The sequence below is a fragment of the Arthrobacter sp. T572 genome (genome assembly GCF_056780115.1).
Genome location: NZ_JBRAZQ010000002.1, coordinates 3,613,720 through 3,628,359 on the forward strand (window position 1 = coordinate 3,613,720; position 14,640 = coordinate 3,628,359).

The following is a 14,640-nucleotide window of genomic DNA, read 5'->3' on the forward strand; positions in this document are numbered from 1 at the left end:
GGTTGAGGTTAACGGTGGGCGAAGTTTGGGGGCAGGTCCTGCCTGACTAAGATTGAACAGATAGCCTCCTGTCGAAAGTAGCCGCCTGCATGCCGTCCCACCCCGATGACAATTGGGAACTGGCCATACAAACACCTGCCATCACTGATCGTTCGTTGGCGGCAGGCTTGGCGTACGCCATGGGCAGCCGGGTGACGGGAATAACCTTCGATTCCGGCACGGGCCTCCTGCTCGGCAAAGTCCGCGGTACCGGTCCGCAGCCGTACTCCACCTCGGCCAAGCTGGTGCGCAAACCCAGCGGGTGGAGCTGCACCGTGGGAATCTGCAGCTGCCCCGTCCGGAAGGACTGCAAGCACGTCGCCGCCCTCCTCTTCACCGCCGAGGACCATCCCACCATCCGGGCCCAACTCCTGGCCCAGGCCCCGGGCATGCAGACCGCTGCCCCGCACAGCCCACCGGCGTCCAGGCCGGCCTGGGAACTTGCCCTCAACAGGCTCATCGCCAAGCCCGGGACGGTTCCCCACGCGGCCGGCATCCCCCTGGCCCTCCAGTTCGAGGTTGAGGAACCGGCCGCCCACTTCACCTACACAGGGCGTCGGGATCCCATGCGTAGCGTCCGGCAGCTGAAGGCCCGTCCGGTCATGATGGGCGCCAAAGGCAAATGGATCAGGGGCGACGTGTCATGGAACAACCTCAGTTACATCAGCTTCCGCCGCGAGTTCAACGAGGCCCACGTTGAGTGGCTGCAAACGTTCCTGGCCGCCCATGGTTCCCCCAACGGCCGGCAGCAACCATCCGGTGCCATGTGGCTGAGCCTGAACGACTTCGCCGGCAGAAACCTTTGGACCCTTCTCGAGGATGCCAGGAAGGCGGGCATCCCGCTGATCCACGCCGCTGGAAGCGAGCCAGTGCGCGTGGAGCCGCAACCCGCCGTCGTGGGTTTGACCCTGGCGCGCCAGGGCGCTGACGCAAGGCACAACGGAAAGCCCGACGGCGGACTGCAGCTTTCGCCGTCGGTGACCGTGGGTGGGGAGCAGGTTGATGCGGGGTCCGTGGGGTTCCTGGGCAAGCCCGCGAACGGCGTCTTTTTCACGCATTCCGGGCCGGAAACGCTGCCAGGCGTCACGCAGCAGAAGAACCTCATCACCCTCGCCCCGATTGAGGGGAGCATCAGCGACGAACTGCTGGAATTTGTCACCGACGGGTCCACGCTGCAAATTCCTGCGGAAGACGAGGGCCGCTTCCTGACGTCCTTCTACCCCAAGCTGCGGCAGTCCACACCAGTCCAGGCCGCGGATGAGTCGGTGGAACTGCCCACCCTGGCCGTGCCTTCACTGTCACTGCTGGCCAACTACGGAAACGATCACAAGGTCCGGCTGCACTGGGAGTGGCACTACACCTCGGGCACCCTGGTCACGGCGCAGCCCCTGTGGCGGCACCCCGAAGACCGCGGATACCGGGACGACGCAGCCGAGGCCCGCATCCTTGAATCACTCGGGCATCCTTGGGAAATCGTCCCTGCCCTCGCGGAATCGTCCACCGGTGGCTGGGGTGCTCCCCGGCTGACGGCCACGGCTGAACTGAGCGGCCTGGACACCCTGGCTTTCACCGAAGAGGTGCTGCCGCGTTTGCGGGATTTGCCCGACGTCGTGGTCGAAACGTCCGGCGATATCGCCGACTACCGCGAAGCCGAAGAAGCGCCCGTCGTGTCCATTTCCACCAAGGAGACGGCAAGCGGTGACTGGTTCGATCTTGGCATCGTGATCACGCTGGAGGGCGAACCGGTATCTTTCGCCGCCGTCTTCTCGGCCCTCGCCGCCGGGCAAACCCGCATGCTCCTGCCCAGCGGCGCCCACTTCTCCCTGGACCTCCCCGAGCTGCACCAACTCCGGGCACTCATCGATGAAGCCCGCTCGCTGCAGGACAATCCGGACAACAAGGACGGAACCCTGCAGATCAGCCGCTTCCAGGCCGGGCTGTGGGACGAGTTTGCGCAGCTGGGGATCGTGGACGAGCAAGCCGCCGCGTGGCGGGAGTCGGTGGGTGGACTGCTCGACGACGGCGTGACCGGGCTGCCGCTGCCGGCCGGACTCAACGCTGAGCTGCGTCCGTACCAGCTGGAGGGATTCAACTGGCTGAGCTTCCTGTACAAGCACAGCCTGGGCGGGGTCCTGGCGGACGACATGGGCCTGGGCAAAACCGTGCAGGCCATTGCTTTGATGTGCGCGGCGCAGGAGTTGGCCCGCTCCAGCGGGAATGAGAGGGCTCCGTTCCTGGTGGTTGCTCCCACGAGCGTCGTGAGCAACTGGGCCTCGGAAGCGCAGAGGTTTGCCCCGGGCCTTGACGTACGTACCGTCTCCGAGACGTTTGCCAAGAGCGGGTTGGTGCCGTCGGAAGCCCTGAGTGGTGCCGACGTCGTGATTACCTCGTATGCGCTGTTCCGCATCGACTACGAGGCCTACGCTTCGCTCCCGTGGGCCGGGCTCATGCTGGATGAGGCGCAGTTCGTCAAGAACCACCAGTCCAAGGCGTACCAGTGCGCGCGCAAGCTGCCTGCCCGCTTCAAGCTGGCCATCACCGGCACTCCGCTGGAGAACAACCTCATGGAGTTCTGGTCGCTGACGTCGATCGTGGCACCGGGGCTGTTCCCGAGCCCCAAGAGGTTCGCCGAGAACTACCAAAAGCCGGTGGAGAAGAACGGTGACTCGGCGCAGCTGGCCAAGCTCCGGCGTCGTGTGCGTCCGCTCATGATGCGCCGCACCAAGGAACAGGTCATCCAGGACCTGCCACCCAAGCAGGAACAGGTGCTCGAGGTGGTTCTCAACCCGCGGCACCAAAAGGTCTATCAGACGCATCTCCAGCGCGAGCGGCAGAAGATCCTGGGGCTGATCGACGACGTCAACAAAAACCGCTTTACGATCTTCCAGTCCTTGACGTTGCTGCGGCAGCTGAGCCTGGACGTTTCGCTGGTGGATTCCTCGCTTGCTGCCGTGCGCTCGTCCAAGCTGGACGTCCTCTTTGAGCAGCTTGAGGACATCATCTCCGAGGGCCACAGGACGCTGATCTTCAGCCAGTTCACCGGGTTCCTGGGCAAGGTCCGCGAGCGGATGGACGCCGAGGGGATCGAGTACTGCTACCTCGACGGCAGCACCCGGAACCGTGGCGACGTAGTCAGCGAATTCAAGAATGGCACCGCGCCGGTCTTCCTCATCTCCTTGAAGGCCGGCGGCTTCGGGCTGAACCTGACCGAGGCCGATTACGTGTTCCTGCTGGATCCGTGGTGGAACCCGGCGTCCGAGGCCCAGGCCGTGGACCGAACACACCGGATTGGGCAGGCGCGGAACGTCATGGTGTACCGGCTGGTGGCGAAGGACACCATCGAGGAAAAGGTCATGGCGTTGAAAGCCAAGAAGTCGCAGCTGTTCGCGGACGTGATGGAAGGCGATGCCTTGGCCGGTGGTTCCTTGACGGCGGAGGACCTGGCGGCGCTGTTCGCGGAGTAGGGGTCCCAACTAGCTCGCATTTGTGGTTGTTCCCAGCGCTGGGAACAACCACAAATGCCAGTCAGTTGGGCCGATCAGTCGTCCAGCCGCACGCCCCGCAGCATCAGCATCGTCCCGCCCACGGCCACCGCGGAGGCCAGGAAAACGCCCGCCGCCCCGAGGCCCACAGCAACCACGCCGATGGCGCTGGGTAGAACCACCTGGCCCACGCGGTTTCCGGCGAGCCGGAGGGCCAGGGCGCGCCCGCGTTGCCCCGCAGGTGCCTGCGCGGACAGCCAGGACATGGTGAGCGGCTGCCCGATCCCCAAGCCGAGGCCGAGGAAAGCCATGACAACAAACAACAACCACTCGGGCATCGGAATCGCTGCCACTGCAAGTGCCCCCGTGGATACGGCCAGGCTGAGGACCAGCAGCCTGAGCCTGCCCATCCTGCGGGAGACGCGGCCCAACCCGAGCCTGGACACCATGGAAAATACTGCCCGGACCGTCAACATCAGGCCCACTGTTGCAGCGGTGATTCCACGCTCAGCACCTAGAGCAGGCAGGTAAACAACGGTCAGGTCCACTACTGCCAACACCGTCGCACTGGTTGCCAGGGCACGCGCCACGCCGGGCGCCCGAAGCAAGGAGAAGGCGCTCCCCCGCGGGGCTTCGGCGGACCTTGAGGCGCGGCGACCGCTGCTCACCCGCGATGATACGAGGAACGTCGTCGCGAACAGCACCAACCCCATCGCAACAGCCAAAATGAAGATCGCCTGCGTATTGGGCCTGACTGAAGCACCGCCAACAATCGAAATCGCGAGCGGTCCCAGCGCCTGCCCCAACGACGCCGCAAAGGTCAGGTAGCCAAAAGCCGAGTCGAGACGCGAAGACGCCGCGTTGTTCGCCACCACTGCCTGCTGCCCCACAACACAGGCCAACTGTCCAGCGCCCAGAAGCGCCGTTCCGGCGATCAGCGCCGCAACGGACGTCCCCCAAAGGAGCAGGAACGTTGAGCAAAGAAGGACGACGGCGGACCCTGCGGCCATGAGCCGACGCTCACCCAAGCGGTCCACCAGGTTGCCAATGGGCAGGGCCAGCAGCAACGGAAAGACCGCATAACTGGCAGCGAGAACACCGAGCGCGAAGGCCGGCACATCAAGTTCCAAGGCCCGGTACGTGGCGGCTGGCCGGACTAGGAAAGTCACTGCCTGGATCAATGCAGAATGGATGAGGAGCGCCGTGGAGGAGCGCCGCCCGAGTTCGCCGATCATTCGACGCCGAGTCCTTTGTCCGAGATCATGCGCAGCGTCTCGTCCCGGGCTCCGATGACGTGGTCGAAGGCAATCTTCGCGGCAGTATCGGCATCCTTGGCGGCCAGGGCAGCCACCAGCAGCCGGTGATCCGCCAATGCTTCCTCGCGCCGCTCCCGGGAGTTGTTGGTGAAGTACCGGTAGCGCTCCACCTGGCTGGCTATTTGTTCATGAAAGCGCCGGGCCCAAGAGTTGCCCGCGATCGAGGCAATGGTGGCGTGCAGGGTGACGCCGTACCTCATGGCCTCGTCCGCGAACCCGACCATGGCGGCGTTCCGCTCAAGGACTCCCTGCAGCTTGTCGATGTCGGCATCCTGTGCGCGGGCGCACGCTTCACGGGCCATGAGGGATTCCAAGGCTGCGCGCACGTCGTAGAGCTCGCGGACTGCCCCTTCATCGAGCAACGGCACAACAACTCCCCCGGTAGGTTGTTGCTCCAGGAGGTTCTCGGAAATCAGGCGCCTGATCGCTTCGCGCAACGGAGTCCGGCTGACCTGCAGCGAGGTGGCCATCGCGGGCTCGTAGATCCGCGTCCCGGGTTTGAGTTCCAGGTCCAGGATCTGCCGTTTCAGTTCCGTGTAAACCAAGTGTGCGCCCGTATTCCGGGGTCGTGATTCTGCCATGCTGCCGCCAAAGTTCAAAGAGTGTACTTGTATACATCTATACAGGTCATCAGCCCTCCGCAGCAACGCGGGGTGGCCCGCGCCGCTGTTGGCGGCAGTCTTGGGCCCTCCATGACCCCGCGTTGCTTTGAGTAAGAACACTTCGGACCAAGCACGATCGACCTTGTTCGACTCCCTTGTGGCACCCTAAGGCACCTCATAGTCTCGGCAGCACCGGCTTCGCCAGAGCAGCCGGTTCCACTCGCAAACCCCGATGATGAGGTGCTCCTATGCCGATTCCACGATTCCGAAGGCCGGTCGCTGCCCTGGCGGCGGCCGTCACAGCAGCCACCAGCATGGCGCTCCTGCCCAGAGGCCCAGCGGCCCAGCGGCCCAGGCAGTCGATGCCACCCCAGTCACGATCACCCCTAACCCGGCCAGCCGCAGCGAGGCGTTCGAAGGCTGGGGCACCAGCCTGGTCTGGTTCGCGAACGCGACGGCGGGATACTCACCGGAACTGCGCGAGGAGCTTTACCAAAAGGTCTTCGGAGAAGATGGGCTGAACCTCAACATCGCCCGCTACAACGTCGGCGGAGGCAACGCCTCGGATGTGGCGGACTACCTCAACGATGGCAGCGCTGTGGAGGGATGGTGGAGGCCGGTGCCGGAAGCGCAACCCGGCCAGCCGGCGTCGAACCTCTACAACCCTGACGGAAGCGTCGACAAGACACAAGCCAACAAGCTCGCGTTCCTGAACGCGTGGAACCCTGACGACCCCGCCTCCTACAACCCTGACGCCGACCAGAACCAGCGGTGGTGGGTGGAACGCCTCGCCGAAGACCAGCAGATCACGCACTGGGAAGCCTTCAGCAACTCGCCTCCATGGTTCATGACCAAGAGCGGCTACGTCTCCGGTCAGGTCAACACCAGCAAGGGCGAAAACCTGCTGCCTGAGGCGGAAGCCAAGTTCGCCGCGTATATGCGGCACGCCGTCGAACTTCTGGAAGCCGGCAGCGGCATCACGGTGGACACTATCGATCCGTTCAACGAGCCCAACTCCGGCTATTGGGGAACGGACATCAACGCGGCCACGGGCAAACCGCCCACAACATACACACAGAAGCAGGAGGGCGCCCTGATCTATCCGGCCGCCCAGGACCGCGTGACCAAACTCCTGGCCGCCGAACTCGCCAAAGGCAGCACCGATGCCGTGATTTCAGCAATGGACGAGACCGACCCCTCCAAGTTCATGACCAACTGGAACGGTTACAGCCAGGAAGCCAAGGAGGCCGTCTCGCAGCTGAACGTGCACACGTACGGCACCAACGACCGTCGCCGGGTCCGGGACCTTGCCAACTCCACGGACAAACCGCTGTGGATGAGCGAAGTGGGCGGATTCTGGACCGGCAATCCCGCACTCGGCGACTCGACCAGTGGCTGGGACCGCTCCAACATCACCAACGGCCTGGGCATCGCGAGCCGCATGGTCAACGACCTCCGGGAGCTCGAGCCCGACGCGTGGGTGTTCTGGCAGCCCGTAGAGGACACGTACAAGCAGGAGAAAGGCGACAAAGGCTGGGGTTCCATCTACGTCGACTTCGACTGCAACTACGCCGGCCGTGAGGGCTACTCCAACCGCAGGCTCAACGACGGCGCCGCCCTGGACGCCGCCAAGTGCAAGGTCCTGACCAACCAGAAGTACAACACCACGCGGAACTTCACCCACTACATCCGCCCGGGTGATTTCCTCATCCAGAACAACGACCCCAAGACCGCGAGCGCCCTCCGCGCGGACGGCAGCGGCGCCACGCTGGTCCACTTCAATGACACCCCGACGCCGGAAAAGGTCACCATCGACCTCAGCCGCTTCGGCAGCATCGCCACCGGCGCGAAGGTCACGCCTGTGGTCACCACCAAGTCGCCCTTGGATGACATCGAGAAGAATGCGCTGGTGAAGGGCCAGCCGGTCGCCGTCGACGCCGCTTCGAAGTCCGCGACGCTGGAGGTTCCTGCCGCATCAGTGGTGACGTTCGTCGTCGACGGCGTCAGCGGAGTTTCGGACGACGCCGCACCGGTGCAGGACGGCCACAAGTACCACCTCAGCGGGGAGGCGAGCGGGAAGTACCTGACAGCTGGTTCCGCAGCGGCGTCCATCCAGGACCTTGGAACCGACGCTGCAGGGGTTGCGCCGCAGATCTGGACGTTCAACGCTGTCCACCCTGACGATGAGTTCGCCAACGACCGCCGCTGGGTTGTCACCTCCTCTGATGGCCGCGTCCTGGCAGGGAACGGCGGCGTGCTGAATGGGTCCCAGAGCGGCACCCTTTCCTTGGCATCGCTTTCGCTTGAGCAGGCCAAATCCACTCCTTCCGCACAGTGGATAGTCACCACGGAAAACGGCAAGCAGTGGACTTTGGTCAACGCTGCTGCGGCGATTTCCCTTCAGGTTTCGGGGAACCAGACGGCGGCCGGGACCTCAGTCGCGCTGGCTTCCTCCACGGGCAGCACGTCAACCGCGCTGGCCAGTCCGCACCAGGCCTGGGCCTTCACGGACATCGCGGATCTGAAGCTGCTGGGGGTTGCTCCGCTGGACGTGAGCACACCCGTTGGCGTGGCTCCTGTCCTGCCAACTACCGTCACACCTGTCTACGAGGCCGGTCCGGGCAGGCCCCTTTCTGTCACATGGGCGCCTGTCGATCCCGCTGTGTGGGGCAGCGCCGGAAAGGTGACGTTGTACGGTGCCGGCGTCGATCCGTACGGCCAGAGGTTTGAGGCGGTCCTCACGGTGACTGTGGGCGATTACATCGCGACAGATCCTGCATCCGTCACGGTTGGCGTTGGGTCTTCCTTGGCCGCAGTGCAGGCGGCTGCTCCAGCCACTGTGCCCGGCCAGATTTCCGATGGACCGGCCCGCAATCCCCTGTCTGTGGCGTGGGACTGGGCTTCCTTGGACACCGCTTCCTTGGAAAAAGCAGGAACACTGACGGTGCCAGGCAAGGCGGGCTCACTTGAGGCCACCCTGACCGTCATCGTGGTGGACCGCGTCCCGGTAGGCAACATCTGCAAGGACGATCCCGCCACCACCGTCACGGCCAGCTACACCGAGGGTTCATACGTCGCCAGGAACACGTGCGACACCAACGCCTCCACCCGCTGGTCCAACTGGGTGAGCGGGGGCCGGGCCGGTGACTCGTTGTCCTATGGTTTCGGCCGGGATTACACGGTTTCGTCGGTCACGGTGACGTCCGCCGAGAAGGCTGCCGCGAGCCTCAAGGTCCAGTACCAGGACGCTGCGGGCACGTGGAAAGACACCTCGGCCGGGGTCATTACCGGACTCTCGGTCACCCAGCCGACCACCGTTCGCTTCGACCCCGTCACGACCCGCGGGATCCGGGTTTCCTTTGTGACCACTGGTTCCTACACCAAGGTGGCCGAGGTCGCCATCGCCGGGACCCGCTTGGCTGATGCAGGGCTCGCCGACCTCGGCCGGCTCCTCGTCAACCAAGCGTCCGTGGTCGGATTCGCTCCCGGAACCACGGGGTACCGCGCCTTGACCGCCTCGGCGACTCCCGCCGTCGTCGGCTACCCGCTGGACACGAACGCGAAGGTGAGCGTTCGGCAGGCCACTGCGGAAAGCCCGACGGCGATAGTCACCGTCACGGCCCCCGACGGGACGGTCAGGGAGTACCGGGTAGACATCTCCACGGGCAAGGAAGCATGCATGGACGACGGATGGAAGACGAGCCCGTCTCCGGTATTCAAGAACCAGGGGCAATGCGTGAGCAGCTTCGCGGCGCGCAAGTAGGCTAGCGTCGCGTTGCACGGCGGGCCTCCCGGGACACGTTCCGGGAGGCCCGCCTGCGCAATAAGGACATCGTAGTTATCCAGTTTGAGGTGCATCTTGGGCTCATGGCCTGCTCATGGACAGATGCCGGGGTCCTCACCCAGATCACCCAGTCACAACGGAACCGCGCTTGGGCAGCCACGGAAGTCTTGGATGAAGTGGATCGCCTCAACCGCCGGCTGGCAGGTCGCGACATCTGAAGCGAGGGCCGCGCCCGGTTCGATGGCTAGCTGCACACTCGATGGCGGGCAACGTCTAACACGCAGCTAGGCATCGAATCGGCGAAGCGTTTCCAGCCCGATTCGCGTCCCGTCGGGGAACACGAAATCACCGTCCTCGTACCGAACGCCCGCGTCCACCGAAGTACCTCCCGCACCGGCGAGAAGTACGACGGCGGCGTAGTCGCCGTCGTACGCGGGCCCGGCGGTTCCCACCCAGGGGATGGTGAGTTCCGAACCCATCGGGTGTTCGCCGGAGCGGACGAATGTCCCGGAGTCATCCAGGACATTGCCGAAACCGGACACAGCCTGGACCGAGCTCACCACGGACGATGCCGCATCCACGGGCCATCCACCGATCTGCAGCCGGGCGCGCGACTCAGAGCCGGAAGCCCCGGAAACCCGCACCAGCCTCAACTCAACGGCACCGCGGGTCACCGACACCAACGTCACGGAAGGCCCGGCAGTTGCCGTGCCGGAGACGCCGCTGCCGTGATCCGGACCGGCGTCGGGATCGGGCGTGATCCAGTGGGCTGTGAACCGGGATGCCCCCACGGAGAGGCCATCTGCGGAGAAAGTTCCGAGGTGCTCAAATCCGGTCCGATGGGTCAGTGCGCCATCCGGCCCAACAAACACCACTGCATTGTCCACGGACTCGGGCGTGAGATCCGGAAATGTGTGCGTCGAGTAGCCAATCCGGGCATACAGGGGAGAATCCGCCAGAGCAGCCCCGGGTATGGCATGGTCCGTTCCATGGTTCCGGATCCGCACCACGCCGTCGGCAACAGTCCCGTCCACCTGCCAAGCGGGAGCGGCAATGATCCGCTGGGTGTCCCCGGTTTCAACGGGCAATGGGGCTTCCACCGACGTCCAGGCCGGGTGGTCGGCGGGCAGTGCCAAGCCGAGCATCCCCTTGGCTGCCCAGTATGGCGATCCGAACCCGGAGTACGCCTGCTTCATGCCCGGGAACTCCCCGTGGAAGCCGATGGACAGCAGCCCGTCGGAGGTGATGGAGCCGTGCCGGACGAAGTAGTCGAGCATCCCCGAGGACGCCCGCCGTGCCAAGCCGGGAGCCAGTCGCGTGTGCCCGGACAACTCCCCCACCCAGAACGACGCCGCCGCTGCGAACCGGTAGATCAGGCTGCGGCCCTGGATCAGCGGAGCACCGTTGGAACCCACAAGGTAGGAGAAGTCGTCCAGGAAATCAGCCAGCCGGTCGCCGTCGAGCTTCTTGCGGGCGGTGACGCGCGGATCGTTGGGCGCCATCAACGCCCAGAGCTGCGGGTACACCTGGAAGGCCCAGCCCACGTAGTGGTCGTAGGCGCGCTCGGGACCGTCGGCGAACCAGCCGCCGCCGCGATAGAGGGAGTCGTGGATGGCGAGCCCGGCGTCGATATCCTCCTCGGAGTACCGGCCACCCACGGAAGCCAGGAATGTCTCCACCACAATCTGGAACCACACCCAGTTGATGGGCGGATACTCCTCGCCGATCACGGTTTCGAACCAGGCGATGAGTTGCTCCTGTACGCGCTGCGACAGCTTGTCCCACAGCACGTCGCGGGTCAGCGCCAAACCAACGGCCAACGACGCCGCCTCCACCTTCGCCTGCCCCAACTCGCCTGGCGTAGGCCACCGGTCAGGATTTGCGGGGTTGGTCCCGGCATCGAGCCCGGCCGCGTACCACTCGGCGATCCAGCCGGTGTTCCCGGGGTCTCCGGCGATCCGGAACGAGGCCAGGAGGAACGTCCGGGCGAAGGCTTCGAGCGAGTCACTTCCCCGTCCATACCGGCTGTTCGGTCCGGGCAGGTAGATATTGGCGTGATCGTCGGAACCGAAGCGGTGGGCGGAGCGCAAAAGGTAGTCCGCGGAGGCATTCCAGTGCGCACGGGTCAAGCCCGTGTACGGGGAAAGCCGGTGGTCCAAAGGAGGCAGTTCAAGGGCCATTACAGTGCTTCCTCCATGACAACGCGCGGAGCCCCGACGGACGACTCCCGGACAATCAGCTCAGGGTTCAGGTCGACCCGGTGGACGGGCCGCATCCTTCCTTCAGCCAACCGCGCTGCCATGAGCTGTACCGCGACCTTTCCCACGTAGCTCTTGGGAGGCCGCACTGCCGAGATAGCGGGCTCGGCGAGGTAGGCGACCTCGTCGTCATAACCAACGATTGCCATTGAACCCGGCACGTCCACGCCGCGGTCCACGCAGTGCTGGACAAACGCGACGGCCTGGGTGTCAGAATGCACCAGCATGGCCGTGGTCCCCGATGCACGGCACAGTTCCAGCACGCGGTCGAAGTGCTTGGCGCGGTCGCCATTATCAAGCTTGGCCGAGTCCTCATGGATGGACTTCTCCAACGGAATCTTCAAAGCGTTCATGGCCTGCGTCCAGCCGCGGACCACGTGCGGGCTGGTGGGGCTGGTGGAATCGGTGAGGCATCCGATCATTCGGTGCCCTTCCTGCCACAGATGCCGCACGGCCATGCCCGCACCGAACGCGTGGTCTGTGGCCACCCATTCGAGCTTATGCGCAGGGATCTCCAACGGCGCCCGACGCTCGGCAAGAATCACCGGAATGGGCAGGGCGTTGAGCCAGCGGAGCAGTTCCTTGCCGTGTTCCCCGCCCATGTCCGGAGCCACGATCAGCCCGTCGATGTTCTGGGTATCGAGCAACGCCTGCACTTGCCGGCGGTTGTCGGCGGCGTCGTAGGCCGAGCCGCGGACCACGATCCTGAGGTTCTGAACCTCGGCCTCGCCTCGGGCACCGCTGATGACCTGTGGCCAGTAGTAGTCCAACGATGGAACCACCATGCCGATGGAGTAGCTGTGGGATGTGGTCCGCCCCGCAGTGGATCGGTCCAGCGGGCTGGGCAACGTCGCGCCGCCGTGCACGCGGGACACGAGCCCTTCGTCAGCCAGGATGTTCACGTCGCGCCGGATGGTCAACTCGCTCACGCCCAGTTTGGCGGCGATGTCGCGGACTGTGATGGCCCCGTGCGCGCGCAGTTCCTCCATCAGCCGCTCGCGACGCTGCAGCGAAAACAGCGACTTCCCGCCGGATTCCGGACTCGATTCAGTGCTCATGTGTTGCCTCCAAAGTGAGGGTGAATGCGCCCGATGCGCGGTTGTCGGCGGGCATGCGGAACCGCAGCCGGGTCAGTTTTTCTCCCCAGATGTCGCCCAGCAGCGGATCGTCCAGGTGCCATTCGTCCACAAGTACGACGGCGGTTGCGGGCTTCCAGCGCAGCTGGACTCCGCGGCCACCCGCCACAGTGGGGATGCCTTCAGGGGTGATGGTCGCCGTCGCGTCCTGGCCCAAGCGGACGGTGCCGGCTACGAGGTAGGTGATGTCGACGTCGTGCGTTCCATCAGGTGGGGGCGACGGCAGGTTCCAGCGGTCATCGATGACGACTGTCCCGGCCTCGCGGTTCAGCAAGGACGTGCGGATCCATTGCTCGGCGTGACCCAGTCCGTAGGCAAGGCCGAGCCCGAGGGCCAGCGTGGGTTCCCCCGGAGTTGGCTCCTGGACGACGGAAGCGGCAAACTCCCTGCCTGTTCCCTGCTCGAGCCCGAAAGGCGCCGGGACGTTGTGCCAACCGCTCTGCATGGCGCGGATCCGGTAGCGGTCCGGCCCAAACGTTTGCGCAGTGTAGGTGGGCTGGCCGGCGTCGACCAGCAAGGGAATTCCGTCCATGGCAACCACCACAGATCCGACGTCGCGGTGGTTGTGGTGTTCGCCGTTGTGCCCGCCCTTGGCCGCGAGGGTGAACCCCTTCGTGGAGCCGGGAGTTTGCCGGGCCAACATGATCTGCACGGACGGCAGCCACGTCACCCAACTGGGTCGCATTTGTGCGCGTTTTGAGGGCTCAGAACGCGCACAAGTGCGACCCAGTTGGGTGAGGGAGGTGAGGACGCGGCCCAGTCCTGAAGCGGGGTCCGGCTCAGCCCGGGTCAAGGCGGCAGCGAGGGTGGCGGTTTCCGGATCCCCAAAGCGCCCGGCCCAGGTGTGAAGCATGTCCCACGGGAGCGAGCCGGCCGCGCGGGCAGGACCATCGGCAACATTAAGGAACCACGAATCACCCAAGTGCATGCTGCCGGGGAATGCAACGAGCGCACGAACCACCGGGAGATCAGGATCGAGCCCGGTGGCCTCCTCAAGCAGGGCAAGACCCTCCAAGGCGCGACCGGCCCCCTTCCACCAGTAGGCGAAGCCCTCATCAATGGCCCCGTCAGCCGGGATGGAAGCGAGGAACCGGTCCAGGCCCTCGATGCAGCGGGCAATGACCGTGGCCTGCAGCCCGGCGTCATCAACCAAAAGCAACGCGGCCGTGATGATGTTCGAATGGATCCAGGGGTTCCAGTTGTGGACGTCCCCGTTGAGGCCAAGCCAGTGCCAGTCGAGGCGACCCAGGAAGGGCCGGATTACTCGCTCGTGTGCTTCCAGCCGGAGTCGTTTCCGCAGGCCAGGTGCCCGATGATCCAGGTCATCGCCCAGGATGTGGTCCAGCCAGGCAAGCTGCGCCACCCCTTCTCCGGCGCCCAGATCAAGGTACGGGCGGGAACGGTCCGGGACAACCTCGCCGGTATGGGTGTACACGTCGTCGTGCGCCGCCCAACTCCAGGAGCTCTGCTCGCACAGGAGGTAGGCGCCATCGATCACCTCGTCCAGCCAGCCCTCACCCGAATCGGCCCCTTGGATGGCCGCCATCACGACGGCGCGCGTCAGCCGCTGCTGCCGGGCCGCCACGAGTCCTTCGTACGCCGTGCGGTTTCCGTCGCGGAAGTAGCGCGCGTAGTGCGAAACCAGCGGTTGTGGCCAAGGGGTGCCCTTCTCGGCCTTCGCCGACTCAGCCAGCGCCGAAATGCGATCCGGAGCGATGAGGCGCCACCCGCCGTCGCGCGCTGGACGCACGGTGAGCCGTGAGCGGGCGCCGCGAAGCGAGGAGACCAGAGCCGGAACGGACGCCTCGGGGCCCCATGCGGTACGCAGCGGCGGCGCGTCGACGGTGACGGCGCCGGGAGGTTTTGCCATGGGTTTCTTCTCTCATGTGTTCGAATCTGAACGTATTAGATCAAGCTCGATTGAGTTGAATGAACTGTCTTGTTCATGAGTATGTACTGATTATTAGATGTGATGCAACACATAAATAACCGGTCGAACAGACCGGATGAGAATCCGAAGGGA

The 14,640-nt window shown here is 64.9% G+C and carries 7 protein-coding genes; 2 read left to right on the forward strand and 5 right to left on the reverse strand.

What is annotated here, in order from left to right; genetic code table 11:
* Window positions 1–89 precede the first annotated feature (89 nt).
* Complete coding sequence (locus tag ACUYMZ_RS17960) at window positions 90–3,503, forward strand: DEAD/DEAH box helicase (RefSeq protein ID WP_481605002.1); 3,414 nt, start codon at window positions 90–92, stop codon at window positions 3,501–3,503.
* 74 nt (window positions 3,504–3,577) lie between these two features.
* Here ACUYMZ_RS17960 and ACUYMZ_RS17965 read toward each other — a convergent pair whose 3' ends face one another.
* A complete protein-coding gene (locus ACUYMZ_RS17965) occupies window positions 3,578–4,756 on the reverse strand; it encodes an MFS transporter (protein ID WP_481605003.1) in 1,179 nt (392 codons plus the stop codon).
* Window positions 4,753–5,418 carry a GntR family transcriptional regulator gene (locus tag ACUYMZ_RS17970; protein WP_426004264.1) on the reverse strand — a complete coding sequence of 222 codons (666 nt, stop codon included), beginning with the start codon at window positions 5,416–5,418 and terminating at the stop codon, window positions 4,753–4,755. The genes ACUYMZ_RS17965 and ACUYMZ_RS17970 overlap by 4 nt, the downstream gene beginning before the upstream one ends.
* 253 nt (window positions 5,419–5,671) lie before the next feature.
* Between ACUYMZ_RS17970 and ACUYMZ_RS17975 the strand changes: the two genes are divergently transcribed.
* Complete coding sequence (locus tag ACUYMZ_RS17975; protein ID WP_481605005.1) at window positions 5,672–9,202, forward strand: discoidin domain-containing protein; 3,531 nt, start codon at window positions 5,672–5,674, stop codon at window positions 9,200–9,202.
* A 305-nt stretch (window positions 9,203–9,507) separates the two neighbouring features.
* Here ACUYMZ_RS17975 and ACUYMZ_RS17980 read toward each other — a convergent pair whose 3' ends face one another.
* Genes ACUYMZ_RS17980 through ACUYMZ_RS17990 form a run of 3 tightly spaced genes read right to left on the reverse strand, consistent with a single transcriptional unit; the run spans window position 9,508 to window position 14,487 of the window.
* Window positions 9,508–11,403, reverse strand: coding sequence for a DUF2264 domain-containing protein (locus ACUYMZ_RS17980; protein WP_481605006.1), 1,896 nt, complete (start codon window positions 11,401–11,403; stop codon window positions 9,508–9,510).
* Window positions 11,403–12,539: a LacI family DNA-binding transcriptional regulator gene (locus ACUYMZ_RS17985; protein WP_442424407.1), complete on the reverse strand. Its 1,137-nt coding sequence runs from the start codon at window positions 12,537–12,539 to the stop codon at window positions 11,403–11,405. Before ACUYMZ_RS17985 ends, ACUYMZ_RS17980 begins: the two co-directional genes overlap by 1 nt.
* Complete coding sequence (locus ACUYMZ_RS17990) at window positions 12,529–14,487, reverse strand: heparinase II/III family protein (protein ID WP_481605008.1); 1,959 nt, start codon at window positions 14,485–14,487, stop codon at window positions 12,529–12,531. Before ACUYMZ_RS17990 ends, ACUYMZ_RS17985 begins: the two co-directional genes overlap by 11 nt.
* Window positions 14,488–14,640 lie beyond the last annotated feature (153 nt).

Coding starts and splice junctions, on each gene's coding strand:
- ACUYMZ_RS17980 (WP_481605006.1), bottom strand. CDS start 11,403: ATGGCCCTTGAACTGCCTCCTTTGGACCACCGGCTTTCCCCGTACACG.
- ACUYMZ_RS17990 (WP_481605008.1), bottom strand. CDS start 14,487: ATGGCAAAACCTCCCGGCGCCGTCACCGTCGACGCGCCGCCGCTGCGT.
- ACUYMZ_RS17985 (WP_442424407.1), bottom strand. CDS start 12,539: ATGAGCACTGAATCGAGTCCGGAATCCGGCGGGAAGTCGCTGTTTTCG.
- ACUYMZ_RS17965 (WP_481605003.1), bottom strand. CDS start 4,756: ATGATCGGCGAACTCGGGCGGCGCTCCTCCACGGCGCTCCTCATCCAT.
- ACUYMZ_RS17960 (WP_481605002.1), top strand. CDS start 90: ATGCCGTCCCACCCCGATGACAATTGGGAACTGGCCATACAAACACCT.
- ACUYMZ_RS17975 (WP_481605005.1), top strand. CDS start 5,672: ATGATGAGGTGCTCCTATGCCGATTCCACGATTCCGAAGGCCGGTCGC.
- ACUYMZ_RS17970 (WP_426004264.1), bottom strand. CDS start 5,418: ATGGCAGAATCACGACCCCGGAATACGGGCGCACACTTGGTTTACACG.